At 67.4% G+C, this 21,352-nt stretch carries 18 protein-coding genes, 1 pseudogene and 1 other annotated feature; of the genes and pseudogenes, 9 read left to right on the forward strand and 10 right to left on the reverse strand.

Annotated elements, in window-relative coordinates; all coding sequences use genetic code 11:
- Positions 1–276 precede the first annotated feature (276 nt).
- The 6 genes and pseudogenes from MA876_RS16110 to MA876_RS16135 form a co-directional block, all read right to left on the reverse strand.
- Positions 277–1,538 (reverse strand): annotated as a pseudogene (locus MA876_RS16110) (IS3 family transposase).
- Positions 1,127–1,255, reverse strand: a sequence feature (AL1L pseudoknot). Its footprint overlaps the pseudogene before it by 129 nt.
- Before the next feature lie 165 nt (positions 1,539–1,703).
- The gene (locus tag MA876_RS16115; protein ID WP_248151877.1) at positions 1,704–2,696 is read right to left on the reverse strand and encodes a hypothetical protein; all 993 of its coding nucleotides are present in this window, start codon (positions 2,694–2,696) and stop codon (positions 1,704–1,706) included.
- A gap of 101 nt (positions 2,697–2,797) precedes the next feature.
- Positions 2,798–3,250, reverse strand: a complete 453-nt coding sequence (locus MA876_RS16120) for a hypothetical protein (RefSeq protein WP_248151880.1) — start codon at positions 3,248–3,250, stop codon at positions 2,798–2,800.
- 100 nt (positions 3,251–3,350) lie between these two features.
- A complete protein-coding gene (locus MA876_RS16125; protein WP_248151882.1) occupies positions 3,351–3,914 on the reverse strand; it encodes a hypothetical protein in 564 nt (187 codons plus the stop codon).
- Positions 3,905–4,777 carry an AHH domain-containing protein gene (locus tag MA876_RS16130; protein WP_248151885.1) on the reverse strand — a complete coding sequence of 291 codons (873 nt, stop codon included), beginning with the start codon at positions 4,775–4,777 and terminating at the stop codon, positions 3,905–3,907. Before MA876_RS16130 ends, MA876_RS16125 begins: the two co-directional genes overlap by 10 nt.
- The gene (locus MA876_RS16135) at positions 4,774–5,175 is read right to left on the reverse strand and encodes a hypothetical protein (protein ID WP_248151888.1); all 402 of its coding nucleotides are present in this window, start codon (positions 5,173–5,175) and stop codon (positions 4,774–4,776) included. The genes MA876_RS16130 and MA876_RS16135 overlap by 4 nt, the downstream gene beginning before the upstream one ends.
- A 321-nt stretch (positions 5,176–5,496) precedes the next feature.
- On the opposite strand from MA876_RS16135, the gene MA876_RS16140 reads away from it, so the two are divergent.
- Both MA876_RS16140 and MA876_RS16145 read left to right on the forward strand, forming a co-directional pair.
- Positions 5,497–6,984, forward strand: a complete 1,488-nt coding sequence (locus MA876_RS16140) for an HNH endonuclease signature motif containing protein (protein ID WP_248151890.1) — start codon at positions 5,497–5,499, stop codon at positions 6,982–6,984.
- A gap of 559 nt (positions 6,985–7,543) precedes the next feature.
- Positions 7,544–8,902 (forward strand): multidrug effflux MFS transporter, encoded by a 1,359-nt coding sequence (locus MA876_RS16145; protein ID WP_372491541.1) that lies wholly within the window; start codon positions 7,544–7,546, stop codon positions 8,900–8,902.
- 3 nt (positions 8,903–8,905) lie between these two features.
- Here the strand turns inward: MA876_RS16145 and MA876_RS16150 are convergent, their stop codons facing one another.
- On the reverse strand, positions 8,906–9,379 hold the full coding sequence (locus tag MA876_RS16150) for a nitroreductase family deazaflavin-dependent oxidoreductase (RefSeq protein ID WP_248151893.1): 474 nt from the start codon (positions 9,377–9,379) through the stop codon (positions 8,906–8,908).
- A complete protein-coding gene (locus MA876_RS16155) occupies positions 9,379–9,867 on the reverse strand; it encodes a nitroreductase family deazaflavin-dependent oxidoreductase (RefSeq protein ID WP_248151894.1) in 489 nt (162 codons plus the stop codon). The genes MA876_RS16150 and MA876_RS16155 overlap by 1 nt, the downstream gene beginning before the upstream one ends.
- A 41-nt stretch (positions 9,868–9,908) precedes the next feature.
- On the opposite strand from MA876_RS16155, the gene MA876_RS16160 reads away from it, so the two are divergent.
- From MA876_RS16160 to MA876_RS16180, 5 genes are all read left to right on the forward strand, one after another.
- Entirely contained in the window at positions 9,909–10,586 is a 678-nt protein-coding gene (locus MA876_RS16160) for a phosphatase PAP2 family protein (RefSeq protein WP_248151897.1), read from the forward strand.
- 110 nt (positions 10,587–10,696) lie between these two features.
- The gene (locus MA876_RS16165) at positions 10,697–12,586 is read left to right on the forward strand and encodes a helicase HerA-like domain-containing protein (protein ID WP_248151899.1); all 1,890 of its coding nucleotides are present in this window, start codon (positions 10,697–10,699) and stop codon (positions 12,584–12,586) included.
- 125 nt (positions 12,587–12,711) lie between these two features.
- On the forward strand, positions 12,712–14,268 hold the full coding sequence (locus MA876_RS16170; RefSeq protein WP_248151901.1) for an SDR family oxidoreductase: 1,557 nt from the start codon (positions 12,712–12,714) through the stop codon (positions 14,266–14,268).
- Between the two features lie 9 nt (positions 14,269–14,277).
- The gene (locus MA876_RS16175) at positions 14,278–16,572 is read left to right on the forward strand and encodes an FdhF/YdeP family oxidoreductase (protein ID WP_248151903.1); all 2,295 of its coding nucleotides are present in this window, start codon (positions 14,278–14,280) and stop codon (positions 16,570–16,572) included.
- A 9-nt stretch (positions 16,573–16,581) separates the two neighbouring features.
- Positions 16,582–17,181 carry a GNAT family N-acetyltransferase gene (locus MA876_RS16180; protein WP_248151905.1) on the forward strand — a complete coding sequence of 200 codons (600 nt, stop codon included), beginning with the start codon at positions 16,582–16,584 and terminating at the stop codon, positions 17,179–17,181.
- 118 nt (positions 17,182–17,299) lie between these two features.
- On the opposite strand, the gene MA876_RS16185 is transcribed toward MA876_RS16180, so the two are convergent.
- Together MA876_RS16185 and MA876_RS16190 are read right to left on the reverse strand one after the other, a co-directional pair.
- On the reverse strand, positions 17,300–17,614 hold the full coding sequence (locus MA876_RS16185; RefSeq protein WP_248151907.1) for a putative quinol monooxygenase: 315 nt from the start codon (positions 17,612–17,614) through the stop codon (positions 17,300–17,302).
- On the reverse strand, positions 17,611–18,651 hold the full coding sequence (locus MA876_RS16190; RefSeq protein WP_248151908.1) for a LacI family DNA-binding transcriptional regulator: 1,041 nt from the start codon (positions 18,649–18,651) through the stop codon (positions 17,611–17,613). The genes MA876_RS16185 and MA876_RS16190 overlap by 4 nt, the downstream gene beginning before the upstream one ends.
- Positions 18,652–18,838: 187 nt before the next feature.
- Here MA876_RS16190 and MA876_RS16195 point away from each other — a divergent pair, with 187 nt between their 5' ends.
- Positions 18,839–20,179, forward strand: a complete 1,341-nt coding sequence (locus tag MA876_RS16195) for an NAD(P)H-dependent oxidoreductase (protein WP_248151909.1) — start codon at positions 18,839–18,841, stop codon at positions 20,177–20,179.
- A gap of 52 nt (positions 20,180–20,231) precedes the next feature.
- Positions 20,232–21,287: a sugar ABC transporter substrate-binding protein gene (locus MA876_RS16200; RefSeq protein ID WP_248151911.1), complete on the forward strand. Its 1,056-nt coding sequence runs from the start codon at positions 20,232–20,234 to the stop codon at positions 21,285–21,287.
- Positions 21,288–21,352 lie beyond the last annotated feature (65 nt).

Below are 21,352 nucleotides of genomic sequence, written 5' to 3' on the forward strand. Positions count from 1 at the left end.
CACCCACCGCTCGATCGACGACCTCACACCCCTCGAGGTCGAGCAACTCGACTACGCTCACACCGAACCGGTCGAGAAAGCCGGCTGACACCAGCAAAACGCTCTCCGGACATGCCGGGGCGAGTCAGACTGCCAGATAGCGCACCTGTTCGATCACCTCGCCCAAGAAGGCGAGCGAACCCCCGCCAGACGGTGCGTCATTAAGGTCCCAAATTCGTACTGCCGCGCCGCACTCGACGGCCAGAGCCAAATGACTCGATGTGAATCGCCCCGGGTTTAGTGGAGGGCGAGTTCTCCCAACGCCGGTTGACGCTGGGGGTTGTTCTCACGGTAGTACTCGGTCTCCTTCTCGATGGGGGTGACGTATCCGATCGATGAGTGCAGCCTGTTCTCGTTGAACCAGTGCACCCAGGACAGCGTCGCGAGTTCGAGTTCGTCGGCGGTGCGGAACGGGCCGTCAATCTTCACGCACTCGGTCTTGTAGAGCCCGACGACCGTCTCTGCCAGCGCGTTATCGTACGAATCACCCACGTCCGATCGAGGCGATCGCGCCGGCGTCAGCGAGACGCTCCGCGTAGCGGATCGCGGTGTATTGCGACCCGGCGTCCGAGTGTTGAATCAGTCCGGTTACGTCCTGACCCGCCCGGTCCCTCACCCAGAGCGCCATCTCGAGCGCGTCCAGAGGCAGCGCGGTCGGCATCCGGTCCATGGTCCGCCAGCCGACGATCCTTCGTGAGTAGACGTCGGTGACGAACGCGGTGAACGCCATCCCCGACCACGTCGGCACGTAGGTGAAATCGACCACCCAGAGCTGGTTCGGGCGGTCCGCGGTGAAGTCGCGGTGCACGTGATCCGGCGGCCTCGTCGAGGCGGTGTCCGGGCGGGTCGTGATGAACTGCTTCCCGCGGCGGATGCCCCGCAGCCCCTGTTGGCGCATGAGTCGTTCGACCGTGCAGCGGGCCACGACCACCCCGTCTCGGCGCAGCAGCCGCCAGACCTTGCGGACGCCGCTGATACCGCGGCCCAGTTTCCGGTCCCAGAAGACCCGCTCGATCTGCACGACCAACTCCGCGTCCGTCACCGCCCGCGCCGAGACGGGTCGCTTCTTGAACGCGTAGTACCCGGACGGAGCGATCGGCACTGCATGCGCGGTGAGCACGCGGCAGATCGGCTCGACCCCGAACCGGTCACGATGATCGTCGATGAACTGAACTACCACGGCAGTCGCGGGTCGAGCTCCCGCGCAAAGAACGAGGACGCCGCCAACAGAATCTCGTTGGCACGCTTCAGTTCCCGGTTCTCTGCCTCGAGCTGCTTGATCCGAGCGGCATCGCTCGTGGTGGTCCCGGGGCGTTCGCCCGCGTCGATCGCAGCTTGTTTGCACCAGCCACGCAACGTGTCCGAGTTCACCCCGACACGCTGCCCGACCCGCACCACCCCGCGTTCAACGACAGCTCGGGATCTTCTTTCCTGGCCTCGGCGACAAGCCGCATCGCACGCTCACGAAGCTCCGGCGGATACTTCCTCGGTGCTGGCATAGTCATCATCCTCTCGGGGATTCAGACCCTCCACGAGACCCGGGGCGATTCAATGACGGTCGCTTTTCGGCAGAAACTTCGAGAACGAACGGGATCTCCTCGTCGCCGGGTACGCCGAGCCGACCGTCTGCGAAAACAAACGGTTCGAGTTCTGCCGGAACCCCTTTAGCCATTCCGATTCAGATCCCACAGCGTGCGCTCCAACGCGTCGCGAAGCACGACAGGTGCGATCGGCAAGTCCGTTGTGTCCATCGCCTGTCTAGCGCGGGCTCGCGCCCAGTCGTTGAACGTGTCGTCAGCTTCCGAGAGGTGCTGTAGGTGAGCGCGTAGTCGTGGCCCACTCGCCTGGATAACCGACCCAATCTCGACCGCTCTGTGATCATGCACATCGAGCAACGACGTGGTCCATGCGTCTTGCACCTCGTCGTAGGTCACGTGCCCGCCGATCGAAGCGTCGACAAACTCTTGCGCTCTCCCCAACGCGAGGCGTCGAGTTCCCGTGGCTGGCAAGGTGTGCCAGCCGGTGACTTCGTCCGCGAGGCCGAGGACAAGCTCGGCGACCCCCTGCGTTCCCGAGTCAGCAAGGCCATCGACTTTCTCGCGAAGTCGCTCGGTCGCTGCCACCGACCCGCCCGCGGCGCCCCAGCAGAGCACGCCCAGGTCGAGTGGCGAGTGGAGCGAGAGCGCGAGGTCATACACTTCGGCGGCGGTCCCAGGCCTGACGAGCCGTTCACGCGAGAGGCCGCCCAGGACCACGCTGTAGTCCGGGACTTCATCGTGCCATTCGTCGCGAGCTGCCTTCCCAGCCAGCCTCCGCTCGTGGTCTATGGAATCGACGCCCAACTGTGCCGCGGCCTGGTCAGCGAAGAGTACCCCGAGCCAATCTCCGCCGGGATGGAGAACCGTCTCGATCCAGTCTGTAAACCAGGGGACAAGCGAGGGGTGCCTGACGAGCGAGCAGCTCAGGTCGTCAACGGTAGGCGCGTTGTTGGTCTGGAAGAGTGGCAGACTCTCCCACCACCAGAGCTTCCACTTGAGGGCGTAGGGGAGCCGTGCGTTGAGGGCCGCGCTCTGGAGTTGCCACGATCGTCCGTCGTTCAGTGCGGCGATTGCCGCGAGCTCCGCGGAGTCGTCCTCACTATGACCGTCCAGCAGCATGTGAAGGTACGCGCGAACGATTCGGGAGTCATTCGCAGGGTTTCCCTGACTGACCTCGGTCCCATCCCCGCGCATCTCACACATCGCAGATTCGAATTGATCTAGTCGACACAGGGTTCGCTCGTCATTTCGCCAGATGGATGGAGCCAGACGTCCGTGATGTCGTCGGGCGATTCGACCTCGAAGATCACAGACCAGGGTGCGAGGTTGTCCGCGCTTTGCCCAGGAGCGACGAAGATGCGCATCGCTCCCGCGTCCAGAGCAATCCCCTCATCGACATCGAAAGTCAAGCCCACCGGGGGTGTGGTCGTTGAAAACTCCGTTCCCGGCTCGAATCGGAACTCCCCGGTGCCACGCGCGGCTGTGACGAACCCCGTGTCCGAGGAGTATTCACGGTATGTGATCTGGAGATATCCGAACTCATCGGTGGGCTGTCCGCACCACGCGAACCAGACGCCTCCATCCCGCGCCGTCACCGCAAGTGGTCGGTCATTCGGCCGTGCTGGAACCGACAGCATCGCGCAGCCTGTGAGCAGAAGGATGCTCGTGGCCACGCACGGTGCGCCCCAGGAAACGACGTGTGCTCGTCGCAACGCTTTCAACACGGTCTCCCCTCACCGATGTGCTCGATCGCTGAACGCACCTGAGCGCCACTCAGCTGATCTCAACATCGGTGAAGAGCGCGCCGGTCGCGATCCCAGTCTGTTGGATGCCCTCTGCCACGTCGTCGGTCATGAAGGTCGGCCCTCGCGGGGACTCTGCGACTCGGAACGCACCGGGCTCGGCGAGACATGCGGCGTGGAGCACTGGCCGATCAATCCGCATCACGCGGCCGCTGCTCGGGAAGCGCGTGATCGAGGAGCGTCCCACATCCAGAGCATCTGAACGAGCCCAGGCGTAAAACAGAACGAGCGCAGCGTCGTCGCACGACACAGGCAGGAAGATCCCCGATCCGCTCAGTAGAGGGCCTACGCGCTCGATCGCTTCGTCTCGCAAGACGAGGACCTCGTCGTTACACCACGGCATCGTGGCCCGGCGGAATCGTCGACCGCGGGCGCGCGTGACCAGCTCGAAACGAGGCCGCGGCCACGACCGGGCCTCGATGTGATGATCGATCGACGCCAGTGCTTCGTGGCCATCGTCATCTTCGGGGATCGCCCACTCGTAGCCCTCACAAGCACCAATCTCAACCGCGCCGGCAATCTCAGTCATGGCCATGTCCCCGACAGTAACTGCCCACGGATTGTCTCGAGAGTCTCCAATGCCTCTTCTCGCGTAGTCGCACTTCGCATCATGCGGTCGACGGTCCGGTAGTAGTCGTTGGTGTGGACTGTGGAATGCACCGCAGATCCGGCCGGGTTCGGCGCTGCGAGGTTGCGAGGGAGAAACACGCCGTTCGACGCGCTATTGATGCTGATTTGGAACTTCGTGAGAACCGCTCGTGCTCCCGCCGCTCTCCTGTCCTTCCCAGCGACTATGTGATGAGCGGCAGACCGCGCGGCAGCCGAACTCCCTGCGCGCTCGACAGCTGCGCGCAGGGCCACTGCAGATGGCTTGGACTGAATCCAGCTCCCGAAACCACTCGCTCCTCCCCTAATCGCGGCGCCGCCGGCAACGCGGAGGCCTTGATAGACCGCCAGGCTGTCGTTGAGCATCGACCCTCCGGGCGCCAGCCCTGATACATCTTCGGAGTTGATGGGGTCGGTGGGCCAGGTGTAAGCGTTTGCGTTGCCGCCTTCGACGGGGTCGACGCTGAGGAATCTGCCGAGGTTGGGGACGTAGATTCGGGCGCCCATCTCGATGATCTGGACACTGCCGACGGTTTCGGCGTTCTTGAGGGCGGTTTGGTGCCAGCCGGTGTTGCCGTTGAGCTGTCCGGTGTCGTCGGCGGTGCTGGTGCCGATGGTCCCGGTGGTGGGGTCGAGGGGCTGCCCGAACGGATCCCAGAGGTGGATGCTGCTGGTGGTCGCACCGCGGGTGACGAGGGTGTGGCCGAGCATGCTCGGCACCGACCAGGTCTTGTCAGTGCCGCTGATCGTGCAGGACGCGCCGCCGAGGAGCCCGACCGTCCGTGTGATCACGCCGCCCGCACTCTGCGCCCACGCTGCGACAGCACATCCACGAACCCACCCGACGGGCGCTCATACGTCGTCGTGAACTCCGACTGCGCAACCACACGCTCCGGCGTCAACTCCGCCTGATCGATCACACCACTCGGCGCGTCTTCGATCACCGCGGGAGGCGCCTCCGACGCATCCGGCTGACCGAGCACCGTCGACGCGAACGGCTCCTCCGGCCAGGGGGCCAACTCCGACTCCAGCGCGCTCGCAGGCAGCGCGGGCAGATCGGACGGGTCGACGGACTGCTGCGTCACAGCAGCGGGGAGGACCTCCACCACGGTCGCGGGCAAACCCAGGGGCACTGCGAGCGAAAGCGAACCGACCATTGCGACAAGCGCGAAGCGCACCGAATACGTCACGGAACTCCATAGTCCCCAAGCCCAACGTGCGCTTCCCCGCGTCAAGCGGTCTCCACCGCTGAAGCTACACATGGCGCGCCAGCGGGGGCAAGACTTGGCTGATACGAACTTGTCCTCGAGGGGTGGTTGCCCTTCGCGATGCGGCTTCATGAGTTCGGGCGCGGCCTGCGTGCCGCGTCTCGTCCCGAAGTCCTCGCTCGAATCGGCTACGACATCGCCGCGTCGGCCACCCCGGCAACCGTTATCTTTCCGTGACCTTATGTGCTGGAAAGGGCATGGTTTCGGGCCTCCGATGTCGGAGGTGCTTCGTATCTTTGTTCAATGAAGCACTTGGCGTCCGCACCGGTTCGACGGTTGGTGGATGCTGCTGCGCTCATCGCGAGCCGATTGGCGGATGCGGATCCGATCGCTGCGGCGACCGGGCTCGATGACGAGGGGCTGTTGGAGCTTCTGGGTGAGGTCAGTGACGCGCGGAAGGCTCTCGAGGTGATCGCTTCGGCGACGTCGGCCGAGGTGGCGCGCCGTTCGGCGCGCGAGCTCGGATATGCCGGGCTCGCGCAGCGCAAAGGGCATCGCAACGTGACCTCGCTCGTGCAGAACATCACGGGGCAGTCCAAGGGCGACGTGTTCCGCTCGCTGCGTACCGGAGAAGAGCTGCGGGATGCCGCGGCAACCCCCACGCCCGACGCTGACGAACCGTCGGAGCCGCGGGTGCCACGGTGGAGTGTGCTGCTGCGTGAGGCGCTGACCGAGGGGCGGATCAGCTCGACCCAGTTCCAGGCGATCCGCACGGGCCTCGGTGAGCCCCCGACTGAGCGGTACCCCGACCTCGACCCGGACTTCCTGCCCGAAGCGTGGGCACGCGCAGTCGAGATCCTCCTGCACGAGGCATCCGCACTGTCGGTCGAGGATCTGCGGAACGCGGCGCGCATCGCGCGGGACAGGCTCGACCCCGTCGGGGTGACGCTGCGGTTCGAGGAACGCTTCGTCGCCCGCTCGTACCGCACCTGGGTCGACGAGCACGGCCAACACCACGCCAGGATCAGCTACGACGATGACGCCGCCGCGTGGGTGAACACGATCCTCAGCTCCGCACTCCGCCCCCGCCGCGGACCGCGGTTCGTCGACGCGGATGCCACGGACAACGAGCGCGCCGGTGCGGGTGGGGAAGACGAGCGCACCAACGAGCAGCTGCAGTACGACACCCTCATGGCGATCCTGCGCGCGGGTGCGAATGTCGACCCGGCCCAGGCGTTCGGTGATCGACAGCCGGGCGTGCGGATCATCGTCGAAGAGTCCGCGATGGACGACCCGACGCAGCGCGGAAGCATGGGAGTGGTCGGTGTCGGCCACCTCGAAGACGGCGGGCAGGCGATCCCCGGTGGTCTGGTCGAGAAGTACCTGTGCGACGCCGGGTCGACCACCGCACGCTTCGACGCGTTCGGCAGGCCACTCGACCTCGGTCGCGAACGGCGCCTCTTCACCGCGAAGCAGCGGATCGTGATCGCCGCCCGCGACGGGGGATGCGTGTGGCCGAGCTGCTCCGCGCCCGTCTCGTGGTGCGAATTCCATCACATCGATCACTGGTCCGAAGACCACGGCAGAACTGACGTCGATGACGGAGTGCCGCTCTGCCGCAACTGCCATATGCGGCTCCACAACCAAGGCTGGCGTATCACCCGCACGCGTGATCCCGAAACGCAGCACGACACCTACTGGCTCCACCCACCACCCGACCCCGACACGGGCGAGATCGCCGAGCCCGTGATGCTCCAGTCCAAGTCGCCCCGACGATTCGAAGCAGCATGAAATCGAAGATCACCGTGCGCGATCCGCACACGTCCAGGCCCCTGCGACGGGGCCCGGCGTTCGGAGTGTGCGCCGACAGTCGCGCGACCTTCAGCGCCGAGCCCACGACCACGCGGCCCGATCGGCGGCGATGGGCGCCCGGCGATCGACGCGAGAGGGTGAGCGCCCGACATGTCGCCGGTCGTCAGTCTGGACCTCGCGACCACTTGGCCCGATCAGGTACGACGGCGGTGGCGCTCCTGAACCGGGGCGAGGAGGCGCCGCGGCCGTGACACCGCTGACGGGCAGAGAGCAACTCGCGATATGTAGCTCTGGCCGCAGCATCGCGTCCGGAACGCATCTGACCACGAGCGTGACCGCGATCACCGAGCAGTGGGCCGCACCTCGCGGAGAAGACACTGCCGGGTCGGCAGATTCGCTGTCGTGTGCACACGAGGCATCCGGTATCATGGACTCGAATCGATTCGATCCGTCTTCGATCCTGCGATTCGCTTTCCTCGCGCCTGAGCCGGTCATCCCGGTGTCGACGCTCCCGCCTCGTCGCCGAAACGAAACCTCCGTGCTCGATACCGCTCCCGTTCCCGTCACCCCGTCGGCCGAGAAAGCCCCGGCGACAGGGTCGATCCGCATCCCGTCGCCGACCGGCGCGATCCGCACGCTCGGGCCGAATCCGGCCACGGCGCCGATCATGCTCCACCCCGGCGATTCGATCTCGAACCGTCGGCGGGTCCTCTACATCATCCTGCTGGGCGCCCTGACCGCCCTCGGGCCGTTCACGATCGACCTGTACCTGCCGGCGTTCCCGGTGCTCGAGGCGGACTTCGACACGACGGCCGCCGCGATCCAGCTCACGCTCACCGGAACGATGGTCGGCTTCGCCCTCGGTCAGCTGATCGTCGGCCCGCTCAGCGACAAGGTCGGGCGTCGCGTCCCGCTGCTCGCCGTCACGGCGGTCCACGTCGTCGCGAGCATCTGCGCCGCCTTCGCGCCCACCCTCGAACTGCTCATGGTCGCGCGCTTCTTCCAGGGGGCGGGGGCCGCCGCGGGTGGCGTCGTGGCCGCGGCGATGGTGCGCGACCTGTTCGGCGGCCGCCGGCTCGTCACGATGCTCTCGCGGCTCGCCCTCGTGTCGGGCGTCGCCCCCGTGCTCGCTCCGCTCGTCGGGTCGGCCTTGCTGCTCGTCATGCCCTGGCGCGGCATCTTCATCGTGCTCGCGGTCTACGGAGCCGTCATGCTCGCGGCATCCCTCTTCCTGCTGCCCGAGACCCTGCCGCCCGCACGGCGCGGCGGCAAGGGCACGACGACGATCTGGCAGCGCTACAAGAGCGTCTTCAGCGATCGCGTGTTCATCGGCGTGCTCATCATCGGCGGCATGACCTTCAGCGGGCTGTTCTCGTACCTGTCGTCGTCGTCCTTCCTCTTCCAGATCTCGTACGGCTTCAACGCGCAGCAGTACGGAATGCTCTTCGCGGCCAACTCGCTCGGCGTCGTGGTCGGCGTGCAGGTCGCCTCGCGGCTGGCCGCCCGCTTCGGGCCGCAGTGGGTCATGGCGGTCTCGACCGGCGTGCTCGTGCTGGCCTCGGCATCCATCATCGTCACCGACCAACTCGGTCTCGGCCTGTGGGGCACGATCATCCCCCTGTTCGTCTTCATGACCGCGTGCGGGTTCACGTTCCCGTGCGTGCAGGTGCTCGCGCTCGATCGCCACGGCAAGGCCGCCGGCACGGCGCAGTCGATCATCGGCGCGACGAACTTCGGCGTCGCGGGCTTCATCTCTCCGCTCGTCGGATGGATCGCGAAGGATGCCGGCATCACCGCGACGACGATGGCCGCCGTCATGGTCGGCTGCGCGATCGTCGGAGCACTCGCGCTGTGGTTCATCGTGCAACCGCGCACGGTGGAGCGCCTCGCTCCGTAGGCATCAGCGCACAGGCTGCAGAAGGAAGATGCGGGCCGTGCGCCCGGAGTCGCGCTCGTACTCGCGGTAGTCCGGCCACTGCGCCTCCATGACCGCCCAGGCGGCATCGCGCTCGTCGTCGGGCACGAGGGACGCGTGCACCTTCATGTGCCGCCCGCGCACCGTGATGGAGACGTCGGGGTGCGCGAGAAGATTGGTCGTCCATGCGGGATGCGCAGCCCCCGCCCAATTCGTCCCCGCGACGTACGCCCGGCCCTCGCCGTCGGCTGTGTACATGAGCGGGGCGTCGCGGGGTTCACCGCTCTTGGCGCCGATCGTGTGCAGGACGAGCGACGGCACGAGGAACGCGGTGAGCTGGATGCGACCGCCCGACACCCTCGACGTCCAGCGCTCCATCGGCGGCAGCGCCGTGACCGCGAAGCGTCGAAACCACCGCGTGCGCGAGAGCGGCGCGGTGATGGCGCGGAGGACGCGCATCAGCCCCGCACCGGCTGGAGGCGGAAGAGCTTGACCTTGCGCCCCGACGCCCGTTCGTAGTTGCGATACCCGGGCCATTGATCCTCGATGCGCGCCCACGCGACCTCGCGCTCGTCGTCGGGAATGAGGGATGCCCGCACGGGCATATACCTGCCGCGGACCGTGATCCCGGCATCCGGATGCGCGAGGAGGTTGTTCGTCCACGCGGGGTGGTGCCCGCCGGCGAAGTTCGTGCCGGCCACGATCGCGCGACCGTGACCGTCGGGCGTGTACATGAGCGCCGCGTCGCGCGGCTCGCCCGATTTCGCTCCCGTCGTATGGAGGACGAGCGACGGCACGAGGAGCCCGCTGAGCGGCACCCTGCCACCCGTCAGAGCCGCGAAGACCTTCTCGAGCCGTGGCATGAGCCACGGACCGGCGCGGCGGAACGCGCGGGTGCGGGTCAAGGGGGCGATCGTGGCGCGCACGACATCGACGACGCGGGGCATGGTGCCATCTTCGCGCATGGTCGGCACGGCAGAATGGGCGGATGACGGCGAACCTGCGCGAACCGGATGCCGCGGCATCCCGACTTCCGGTCGTGGCGTTCGTCGTGTGGGGACTCGCGCTGATCCTGCTGTCGGCGGGGCTGGGCTGGTGGCTGTTCTCGCGCGAGAACGCGGCGTTCACGATCGACGTGTGGTGGAACACCCTCCTCGCCTCGGGTTGGTCGTCGTTCCTGGGCGGGTTCTCGCTCGTCATGAACTTCCTGGGCGGCGGATGGTTCGCGATCCTCGCGGTGCCGATCGGCGGAGCGATCGTGCTCGTGATCCTGCGCCGGCCGTGGTCGGCGACCTACTTCATCGCTGCGCAGGCGATCTCGGCGGGGCTCGTGCAGGTGCTCAAGTCGACGTTCGGGCGCGCGCGCCCGGAAGACATCCTGGTGCATTCGGACTACGGGTCGTACCCCTCTGGCCACGTCGCGGGCGCGGCGACGCTCGCCACCGCGGTGGTCATCCTGTTCCCCCGACTCGGCGTTCTCATCCTCGGTGTCGCCTGGACCCTGCTGATGGCGTTCAGCCGCACCTATCTGCACGCGCACTGGCTGAGCGACACGCTCGGCGGCGCGCTCGTGGGGGTCGGCGCCGCGCTCGCCGTCGCCGCGGCGTTCGCCGTCCCGCTCGCGCGCGAGCAGCCGGGTCCCCATGAGAAACCCTTGGACGCGTGAGAAAACACTCCCGCGGTGGTTTCTCACGGCTGCGGTGGTTTCTCATCGATGGGGTCTCGAGGCGTGACGGGACGGATGCCTCGGTGAGAGCGCCTGGCTAGGCTGAGCGCATGACCGACCCCGCCGTCGCCGCCGCCGAAGCCGAACTCGCGCGCCTCCGGGCCGAGGCCGAAGCCGCGGAAGCCCTTCTCAAGGCAGCTCAGGCCAAGGCGGCGCTCGCCGCCGCCGAAGCCGAGGCGGCGAAGGCGAGGGCGGGGGTCCCCGCGTCTGCGAGTCCCGCGGCGGCCCCGGCCGAGCCGGCACCGGCGCCGGCCGAGGCGGCCCCGGCCGAGCAGGCACCGGCGCCGGCCGAGGCATCCATCCCCGACACCTCCGGGCCCCTCGACGCGGACGAGATCGCCGCGGTCGTCAAGGGCTACACCTTCGAGGGCACGACCCTCGACCTGGGTGCGCTCATGAACACCGAGCCCGTCGCGGCGGCGCAGATCCGCATCCCGCTCGGCATGATGAACCGCCACGGTCTCGTCGCAGGTGCAACAGGTACGGGCAAGACCCGCACTCTGCAGGGCCTCGCCGAGCAGCTCGCCAGCAAGGGCGTGCCCGTCTTCGCGGCCGACATCAAGGGCGACCTCTCGGGCGTCGCGACGCCGGGGGAGTCGAGCGAGAAGCTCCTCGCCCGCACGCAGGCGATCGGGCAGGACTGGAAGCCCGAGGCATCCGTCACCGAGTACTTCGCGCTGGGCGGCATCGGCAAGGGCGTGCCCGTGCGCGCGACCGTGTCGGGGTTCGGGCCGCTGCTGCTGAGCAAGGTCCTCGGCCTCAACGCGACGCAGGAGTCGAGCCTCGGGCTGGTCTTCCACTACGCCGACGCGAACGGCCTCGCGCTCGTCGACCTGTCCGACCTCCGTGCCGTGCTCAGCTACCTCACGAGCGACGAGGGCAAGGCCGAGCTCAAAGAGCTCGGAGGCCTCTCGGCGGCGACGGCGGGCGTCATCCTGCGCGAACTCATCACGTTCGCCGACGACGGCGCCGACGTCTTCTTCGGCGAGCCCGAGTTCGAGGTCACGGACTTCCTGCGCACGGCGCCCGACGGTCGGGGGATCATCAGCCTGCTCGAGGTTCCGGGCATCGCCGACAAGCCCGCGCTGTTCTCGACGTTCCTGATGTACCTGCTCGCCGAGCTGTTCGAGATCCTTCCCGAGGTCGGCGACCTCGACAAGCCGAAGCTCGTGTTCTTCTTCGACGAGGCGCACCTGCTCTTCAAGGACGCCTCGAAGGACTTCCTCTCGGCGATCACGCAGACCGTGCGGCTCATCCGCTCGAAGGGCGTCGGCGTCTTCTTCGTGACGCAGACCCCGAAGGACGTGCCGTCCGACGTGCTCGCGCAGCTCGGCTCGCGCGTCCAGCATGCCCTGCGCGCCTTCACGCCGGATGACGCGAAAGCGCTCCGCGCGACGGTCGGCACGTATCCGAAGTCGGGGTACGACCTCGAGCGCACGCTGCAGGAGCTCGGCACGGGCGAGGCGATCGTCACCGTCATGAGCGAGAAGGGCGCGCCGACACCCGTCGCGTGGACCCGCCTGCGCGCGCCGCAGGGCCTCATGTCGCCGACGCCCGACCCCGCGATCGATGCGGCGGTGAAGGCATCCGTCCTCCTCGCGAAGTACGGCACGGCGATCGACCGCGAATCGGCGCGCGAGATCCTGACGGCGAAGATGAAGGCGGCGGATGACGCGGCCGCTGCCGAAGAGGCCGCCCTCGCGAAGGCGAAGGCCGACGCCGAGTTCGCGAAGCAGCAGGCCGCGATCGACAAGGCGCAGGCCGCCGCCGACAAGAAGGCGCAGGCCGAGTACGAGCGCCTGCTGAAGAAGACCGCCGGCACCTCGCGCACGTCTTCGCGTGCGCCGAAGTCGGGGATCGAGCAGGTGCTCAACTCGAAGTCGACCCAGACGATCCTGAGTGGCGTGATCCGGGGTATCTTCGGTACCGGCAAGCGCTGACGCACGGCCTCCCGCGAGCCTCGTGGAGTCGACGAGATCGAATGGTCGGGTTCGGCGAGGCGGCGGTGCGCGAGATCGTGTCAACCCCTCCCGGGCCGTGATCGCGCGAGCGTAGCGTGGGCCCGATGGATGATCTCACCGCCCCCACCGGGCGCGAGCCCGAACTCGCCGCGCAGCTGCGAGACGACGGCGCGGGCCCGCGCGCGCTCGTGTTCGGCGCGACGGGCTACATCGGCGGGCGCCTCGTGCCTCGGCTGCTCGCGGCGGGCTACCGGGTGCGCGTCGTCGCGCGCGACGCAGCACGCCTCGGCGCCTTCACGTGGGGTGCTGACGTCGAGGTGATCGAGGGCGACGCGACGGATCCGGATGCCGTCGCCCGAGCGGTCTCGGACGTCGACGTCCTGTACTACCTGATCCACTCGATGTCAGCCGGGAAGGGCTTCGAAGGCACCGATCGCCGCGCCGCCGAGACCGTCGCCGACCGTGCGGTCGCTGCGGGCGTCCGCCGCATCGTCTACCTCGGCGGGCTGCACCCCGACGACGCGAAGCTCTCGCCGCATCTGCGGTCACGCGTCGAGGTGGGCGAGATCCTGCTCGCGTCGGGCGTGCCGACGCTCGTGCTGCAGGCGGGCGTCGTGATCGGCTCGGGGTCGGCGTCGTTCGAGATGGTGCGCCACCTCACCGAGGTGCTGCCCTACATGCCGGCGCCGAAGTGGGTGCGCAATCGCATCCAGCCGATCGCCGTGCGCGATGTGCTGCACTATCTGCTGGGCGCCGCGCGCGTGCCCGACGAGGTGAACCGCGCCGTCGACATCGGCGGGCCGGACGTCTTGCGCTACGGCCAGATGATGAACGGCTACGCCGTCGAGGCGGGGCTGCCGCAACGTCCGATCGCGGCGCTGCCGGTGCTCACGCCGGGGCTCGCATCGCACTGGGTCGGGCTGGTCACGCCGATTCCGGCATCCATCGCGCGTCCGCTCGTCGAATCGCTGCAGAACGAATGCATCGTCAAGGAGCACGACGTGGATGCCATCATCCCGCCGCCCGCGGACGGGCTCACCCCGTACCGCTCGGCGGTGCGCCTCGCCCTCGCGCGCGAGGGCGACGATGCGATCGAGACGAGCTGGCAGGACGGCGACATCTCGGGCGTGCCGAGCGACCCGCTGCCGAGCGATCCCGACTGGGCAGGGCGGGTCGTCTTCACCGACGTCCGCTCTGCCGTCACGACCGCGTCGCCCGAGGCGCTGTGGCGCGTCGTCCAGGGGATCGGCGGCGACAACGGCTGGTACTCGTCGCGGTTCCTGTGGACCGTGCGCGGCATCATGGACCGCCTCGTGGGCGGCATCGGTCTCGCGCGCGGCCGCCGGAGCAGGGCGCGTCTCGCCGTCGGCGACGCCCTGGACTTCTGGCGCGTCGAGACGATCGAGCAGGGCTCGCTGCTGCGGCTGCGCGCCGAGATGAAGGTCCCGGGACTCGCGTGGCTCGAGATGCGCGTGACTCCGGATGCCGCGGGCTCGCGCTACGACCAGCACGCGGTCTTCTTCCCGCACGGGCTCGCGGGACGGCTGTACTGGCTCGCGGTGCTGCCCTTCCACGGCTTCATCTTCAGCGGCATGGCCCGCCGCATCACCGCGACCGCGGCGGACATCGTCGAGACGTCGCATCCCGACGGCACGGCATAGCCTGGGCGTATGGCGAGGAAGCCCCCGCAGAACGACATCGACGAGACACGCGTGCGCGTGACGAGCCCGAAGAAGGTCGCCGTCGGTGTTCCGGCTGTCCTGCATGCCCTGCAGATCGCGAACGATCAGATGGGCGTCGTCCGGTCGGTGCAGACGCTCGTGCAGGTGAACCAGAAGGACGGCTTCGACTGCCCCGGCTGCGCGTGGCCCGAAGAGGACAAGCGCCACATCGCGGAGTTCTGCGAGAACGGTGCGAAGGCCGTCGCCGAGGAGGCGACCCTGCGTCGCGTGGGGCCGGAGTTCTTCGCGGAGCATTCGGTCGAAGATCTCGCGGGCCACGACGAGTGGTGGCTCGGTCAGCAGGGGCGGCTGACGCATCCGATGATCCTCGACGAAGGCGCGACGCACTACCGCCCGATCTCGTGGGACGACGCGCTCGGTCTCGTCGCCGATGCCCTGCGCGATCTCGACGACCCGAACGAAGCCGTCTTCTACACGTCGGGGCGCACGTCGAACGAAGCGGCGTTCCTGTACCAGCTGCTCGTGCGCGGGCTCGGCACCAACAATCTGCCCGACTGCTCGAACATGTGCCACGAGTCATCGGGCTCCGCGCTCACCGAGACGATCGGCATCGGCAAGGGCACCGTCTCTATCGACGACATCCACGATGCCGACCTCATCATCGTCGCCGGTCAGAATCCGGGGACGAACCACCCGCGCATGCTGTCGGCGCTCGAGAAGGCGAAGCGGGGCGGCGCGCGGATCATCGCCGTCAACCCGCTGCCGGAAGCGGGCCTCGTGCGGTTCGAGAACCCGCAGACCGTCCGCGGTGTCGCATTCGGCGGATCGAAGCTCGCCGACGAGTTCGTGCAGATCCGGCTCGGCGGCGATCAGGCGCTGTTCCAGGCGATCGGCAAGCACCTGATCGAGCACGGCGCCGTCGATCACGCGTTCGTCCGCGAGTACACGAGCGGCTTCGAGGCGTATGCGGACGCGATGAGGGATGCCGCGTGGCCGGACCTCGTCGCGGCGACCGGCATCCCCGAGGCGGGGCTCCGGCGCGTGGCCGAGGCCGTGCGCACCTCGACGGCGACGATCGTTTGCTGGGCGATGGGGCTGACGCAGCACAAGCACTCGGTGCCGACGCTGCGCGAGGTCGTGAACGTGCTGCTCCTGCAGGGGAACATCGGACGGAAGGGCGCCGGGGTCTGCCCCGTGCGCGGTCACTCGAACGTGCAAGGCGACCGCACCGTCGGCATCTACGAGAAGCCGTCCTCGGCCTTCCTGAACGCACTCGACGCGGAGTTCGGGTTCGCCGCACCGCGGGAACACGGCTTCGACACCGTGCAGGCGATTCGCGCCATGCGGGACGGACGGGTGCGTGTGTTCGTGGGCATGGGCGGGAACTTCGTCTCGGCGACGCCCGACACCGCCGTCGTCGAACAGTCGATGCGACGTGTCGACCTCACGGTCCAGGTGTCGACGAAGCTCAATCGGTCGCACGTCGTGACGGGGCGCAGTGCGCTCGTCCTCCCGACGCTCGGCCGCACGGATCGCGATCGTGACCAGCGCGTGACGGTCGAGGACTCGATGGGCGCCGTGCACGCCTCGCGGGGCCGGCTCGCGCCGCCGTCCGACGGGCTGCTGAGCGAAGTCGCGATCGTCGCGCGCCTGTGCGCGCTCGTGTTCGGCGATCGCGCCGACTACCCGCAGGCGGACTGGGCTGCGCTCGAGCGCGACTACGCCGGCATCCGACGCCACATCGCGCGCGTCGTTCCGGGCTTCGACGACTTCGAGGAGCGCATCGACAGAGGGCGGACGCTGCACCTGCCGAACGGCCCGCGCGACGCGCGGCGCTTCGCGACGGCGGACGGCCGGGCACGGTTCACCGCGAATCCGCTCGAGTATCCCCGCATCCCCCTCGGTCGTCTGCTCCTGCAGACGCTCCGCTCTCACGACCAGTACAACACGACGATCTACGGCAAGGACGACCGCTATCGCGGCATCCACGGCGGCCGTCGGGTCGTCCTCGTGAACCCGAAGGACATCGTCGCGCTCGGCTTCATCGACGGCGAGGTCGTCGATCTCGTGTCGGAGTGGACGGCGGCGGACCGCACCCGCGAAGAGCGTCGGGCCGAGGCGTTCCGGATCGTGGCGTACCCCACCCCGCGCGGGAACGCCGCCGCGTACTACCCCGAGACGAATGTCCTCGTGCCGCTCGACTCGGTGGCAGACGTGAGCGGGACGCCGACATCGAAGTCGATCGTGGTGCGGCTCGAGCATCGGCTCCCACCCGTCTCGTAGACTCGGCCGGTGGCCAGCATCCGTCCCTTCCGTCCCGGCGACGAACCCGCGCTCGCCGACATCTGCCTGAAGACGGCGGATGCCGGGCGCGACGCGACGGGCGTGTTCGACGACGATCGCATCTGGGCCGAGGTCTTCGTCCTGCCCTACGTCGCCCGGCACCCCGATCTCGCGTTCGTCGTCGAGACCGACGACGGTCGCGTGGCCGGCTACATCGTCGGGACGCCCGACACGCAGGCTTTCGAGGACTGGTTCCACGACGAGTGGTGGCCGTCACGCAACGGAGCCTGGCCTCTGCCCGAGGTGGAGCGATCACGTCAGGACGGCACGCTCATCTACGCCTACGGCCGCCGCGGCGGAGCGGAGCCCTACGGCGATGAATACCCCGCACACCTGCATATCGACCTGCTGCCCGAGCTGCAGGGAGAGGGGTGGGGGCGACGCCTCATCGAGTCCCTCGTCGCCGCCTTGCGTGAGCGCGGCGTGACGGGCCTGCACCTCGCCGCGGCGTCAGAGAACGAGGGGGCGCTCGCGTTCTACCCGCGCGTCGGCTTCACGCCGTTGGAATCGCACCCCGGCGTGCAGGCCTTCGGCATGCGGCTGTCCTAGACGAGTGAGTCCGTTTGACTTGGGACGACTGTGTTCGCTTCGCGGCTCGCGAGATTGCGGGCCAGGTTCGACCCCATCACCGCCAGTCGGACGACGTTGATGCTCGCTGCCTGCTCGATCACAGGACTCCCTGAGCCGCGGTGCCAGCCGGGATCGGAGTCATCGTCGTGACGGTTACAGGTTCAGCCAGGAAAGGCCCGATCAGCTCGTTGAGCTTCTTCACGGCAATACCGTCAGCGTGCGCATCCAGTTCGGAAGTGGACGTCCACTTCTCGAGCATGACGATCGACCCATCGGCGGCGTCGTGAATTGCGTAAAGGACGCATCCCGCCTCTTCGTGAACAGCCGGGATCCCGCGTCGGAGTGCATCGATCAGGGCGTCGCGCATGCCTGGGGCGGCGCGGAAAACAGCGGTCACGATCACGTCGGTCATTCTTCATCTTTCTGTTCGGGGAATGCCAGTTGCAGGGGTGCGGTGCTGGACCGCGCGACGAACTCTGCTGAGACGGCGACGGATCGGGGCACATCGCCTACTTGGCCGCGTAGTCGGCCGCCGACCAGCTCAAGCGAGTGCACCGCGAGCATGTCGATGGGGGGTCGAACGATGGCGAGAGGCGGCGTGAAGAGGTCGGTCCATGGGTTGTCGTCGAAGACGATGACGGAGAGCTGATCCGGAATCCGGATGCGGGACTGCTCGAGACGTCGCAGGGCATTGTGCACCTGCGCCGTGTTCGCGACGATCAGAGCCGTCGGGGGGCTTTGCAGGCTGAGCAGAGAACCGACCGCGTCGGCGCCTGCGTCTCCACGGAAACGAACAGCGTGAACGAGCTCACTCCGATACGCGATGCCTCGCTCCTCGAGGGCCAGACGATAGCCGGATATCCGCTCACTTCCCGTTGTGGTGGATTCAGGACCGGAGATGATCGAGATCCGCTCGTGGCCGAGATTGAGCAGGTGCTCCGTCGCGCTTCGTGCGGAATCGACGTTCTCAATACGAACGACGTCGATGGGAACGCCCGGCACAGATCTGTCGACGAAGGTGATGTGGATGCCGAGCTCGATCAGGCGCTCCCATTTGTCGGCGTTTCCGCCAGTGGGTGTCGCGATGATCGCCGCCACTGAGCGGTCCTGCAACCGATCGAGCGTCTCTCGTTCGAGATGCGTGTCCTCGTGCGTCGTCATGAGGACGACCTGGATGCGCGCGCTGCGTGACTCCCAGACGATCCGGTCGGCAAGCCTGGCGAAGAAGGGATTCTCCAGGTCCGTGACGATGAGTCCGAGGGTCGTCGTGCCTGTGACCAGACTCCGAGCCGCAGCGCGAGGGTGAAATCCAAGCTTCTCGATAGCCTCCACAACGCGATCGCGCGTTTTCGCGGCCACCGGCCCCGTGTCGTTGAGAACGCGCGACACCACAGCGACCGACACGCCCGCTGCAGACGCCACGTCGCGGATGGTGGGTGGCTTCCTCATCGAACTCCTCCGTGTCCTGTCTCGCCATGCTAGCGAGCGTCGATGGCCCTCGTTCTCGACAGGGTGTTGACGTCTCGCTTCGCAGAGTGGTACAAAAGTGGAACCGTTACCACTCTAACGCTGCAAGACATTGATGTCCATCGCCTCCGGGCACCTCTCGTCAACGTCGAACAGGGAGAAGGAAGACATGAACCTGCACCACCTGCTCACCGAGCGCGAGGCCGAAGGACGTCCGATTCGCGTCGGGCTGATCGGCGCCGGTCGCTTCGGGAACATGTACCTCGCTCAGGCTCGGAACATCCCCGGCATCCACGTCGTAGCCGTTGCAGACATCAACGTGGACCGCGCGCGCAATGCCTTCGAGCTCGCCGGATGGCCGGCCGAACTGATCACCGACACGGTGGATGACGCGCTCGCGACCCGCAAAACCGCCATCATCGGCTCGTCGAGCGACCTCTTCTGCTCCGGGATCGACGTCGTCGTCGAGGCGACCGGAAACCCCATCGTCGGTATCGACCACGCGCTCAAAGCCTTCGCGGCGAACCAGCACATCATCATGGTGACCGTCGAGGCGGATGCACTCGCGGGCCCCGCGTTGGCTCGCCGAGCGGAGCAGGCCGGAGTCGTGTACTCGATGGCCTACGGCGACCAGCCGGCACTGATCATGGAACTCGTCGACTGGGCCCGCACCTCGGGCTTCGACGTCGTCTGCGCAGGCAAGGGCGCGAAGTACTTGAGCCACTACCACGAGATGAACCCCGACAACGTCTGGGAGAACTGGGAGTTCTCGAAGGAGCTCACCGACTCCGGGCAGCTCAATCCCTACATGCACACCTCGTTCCGCGACGGGACGAAGGCTGCGATCGAGATGGCTGCCGTCGCGAATGCGGCAGCCCTGATTCCGTCGGACGACGGACTGACCTTCACCCCTGGTGACGTCGAGCAGATCGCCACGATCTGTCGACCGGCATCGACTGGCGGGGTGCTGGCACACGAAGGAACCGTGGATGTCATGTCCAGTGTCACTCGGGATGGCGACTGGATTCCCCACAACACACAGGAGGGCGTCTTCGTCGTCGTCAAGGCGACCAACGAATACGTGTCGAACTGCTTCGTCGAGTACCCCTGGCACCCGGATCCCACCGGCCAGTACGCGGCGCTCTACCGCCCCTATCACTACGTCGGGCTCGAGCTGAATGTGTCGATCGCCAATGCCGCGCTCCGCGGCATCCCGACCGGATCTCCCGTCGGCTTCTACGCCGACGTCGTTGCCACCGCGAAGAAGGATCTGCACGTCGGAGAGTTCCTCGACGGAGAGGGCGGCTACACCGTCTGGGGCAAGCTCGTCTCAGCGGCCCGTTCGACCGCCTCACATGCGCTCCCCGTCGCGCTCGCTCACCACGTGGAACTCATCAACGATGTCCCCAAGGGCGAGATCGTGAGCTGGGACGACGTCAAGATGGACGACTCGCTCACAACTGCCCTCGAACTGCGTCGTGAGACCGAAGCGATGTTCACGACCGTCTAACACTTCACTCCTTCTCTGGCACGACCCCCTTACAAAGATGAAAGGTATGACCATGACCAGAACTACCAAGATCGCGCTCGCCGTGTTCGCGGCGGCGGCCCTCGGCGTCGGAGTCGCAGGCTGCACCGCGACCCCCGACGGGGGAGGCGGTGCAGCCGGTGAGGGCGACATCGTTTCCCTCGTCCAGGCCGACGACGTGCAGCCGTACGAAGATGCGCTCGGCTCGCTCGGCGAGCCCGAGGTGCCGGACGGTACGAAGATCTGCTACGTCACCCGCACCCTCTCGAACGAGTACTGGTCGCTCGTCGCCGACGGTGTCGAGAACCGCGCGAAGGAACTCGGCGCCGAGGTGCAGATCTTCGCCGTCAACGACGAAGCGTCGATCACCGAGCAACTCGACAAGGCCAAGAGCGCGCTCACACAGGGCTGCACCGTCCTGCTCGCCTCTCCGATCTCGGCCACCGGGCTCGACTCTGTGTTCACGGATGCGCTCGCGCAGGGCGTTCCCGCCATCGTCCTCAATGACGCGAAGGGCACCCTCCCAGGAGTCGTCTACTCCGGCCCGGACTCCCTCACCACGGGTCGGACCGCTGCCGACTACCTCGCCGAGCAGCTCCCCGATGGCGGCAAGGTCGCAATGGTCGAAGGCGATCCAGGATCATCCAACGCCCTCAACCGTGGCCAGGGCTTCGAAGACGGCCTGGCCGAGCACCCGAACCTCGAGCTGGTCGCGGCGCAGACCGCCAACTGGGATCAGACCAAGGCGCAGGACATCGCGACCGCGATGCTGACGGCCAACCCCGACCTGAAGGCGTTCTACGTCCAGAACGACGGCATGGCACTCGGCGTCGCAACCGCCGTCGAGCGCGCGGGCAAGACGGGTGAAGTCCTGATCGTAGGCACCGACGGAATCCCGCAGGCGAAGACCGAGATCCAGAACGGACGTATCACCGCAACCGTGAGTCAGAAGCCCAACCAGGAGGGCGCGGCCGGCGTCGACGTCGGTCTCTGGCTCCTGGCAGGGAAGGAAGTACCCGGCTGGATCGAGGTCCCGGCCTTCATCATCGATTCGGCCAACGTCGCGGACTACGCCGAAGGCATGCCGTAAGTCGGCTGCCACCCACTCGAGAACAAAGAGGTGATCGATTGAACGCGCTACTTCAGATCGAAGGA

It is taken from the genome of Microbacterium aoyamense, assembly GCF_023155855.1.
In the GTDB taxonomy this organism is placed as follows: Bacteria; Actinomycetota; Actinomycetes; order Actinomycetales; family Microbacteriaceae; genus Microbacterium; species Microbacterium aoyamense.

Coding starts and splice junctions, on each gene's coding strand:
- MA876_RS16200 (WP_248151911.1), top strand. CDS start 20,232: ATGACCAGAACTACCAAGATCGCGCTCGCCGTGTTCGCGGCGGCGGCC.
- MA876_RS16165 (WP_248151899.1), top strand. CDS start 10,697: ATGACCGACCCCGCCGTCGCCGCCGCCGAAGCCGAACTCGCGCGCCTC.
- MA876_RS16170 (WP_248151901.1), top strand. CDS start 12,712: ATGGATGATCTCACCGCCCCCACCGGGCGCGAGCCCGAACTCGCCGCG.
- MA876_RS16175 (WP_248151903.1), top strand. CDS start 14,278: ATGGCGAGGAAGCCCCCGCAGAACGACATCGACGAGACACGCGTGCGC.
- MA876_RS16160 (WP_248151897.1), top strand. CDS start 9,909: ATGACGGCGAACCTGCGCGAACCGGATGCCGCGGCATCCCGACTTCCG.
- MA876_RS16125 (WP_248151882.1), bottom strand. CDS start 3,914: ATGGCCATGACTGAGATTGCCGGCGCGGTTGAGATTGGTGCTTGTGAG.
- MA876_RS16115 (WP_248151877.1), bottom strand. CDS start 2,696: ATGCTGCTGGACGGTCATAGTGAGGACGACTCCGCGGAGCTCGCGGCA.
- MA876_RS16190 (WP_248151908.1), bottom strand. CDS start 18,651: ATGAGGAAGCCACCCACCATCCGCGACGTGGCGTCTGCAGCGGGCGTG.
- MA876_RS16185 (WP_248151907.1), bottom strand. CDS start 17,614: ATGACCGACGTGATCGTGACCGCTGTTTTCCGCGCCGCCCCAGGCATG.
- MA876_RS16195 (WP_248151909.1), top strand. CDS start 18,839: ATGAACCTGCACCACCTGCTCACCGAGCGCGAGGCCGAAGGACGTCCG.
- MA876_RS16150 (WP_248151893.1), bottom strand. CDS start 9,379: ATGCGCGTCCTCCGCGCCATCACCGCGCCGCTCTCGCGCACGCGGTGG.
- MA876_RS16140 (WP_248151890.1), top strand. CDS start 5,497: ATGAAGCACTTGGCGTCCGCACCGGTTCGACGGTTGGTGGATGCTGCT.
- MA876_RS16155 (WP_248151894.1), bottom strand. CDS start 9,867: ATGCCCCGCGTCGTCGATGTCGTGCGCGCCACGATCGCCCCCTTGACC.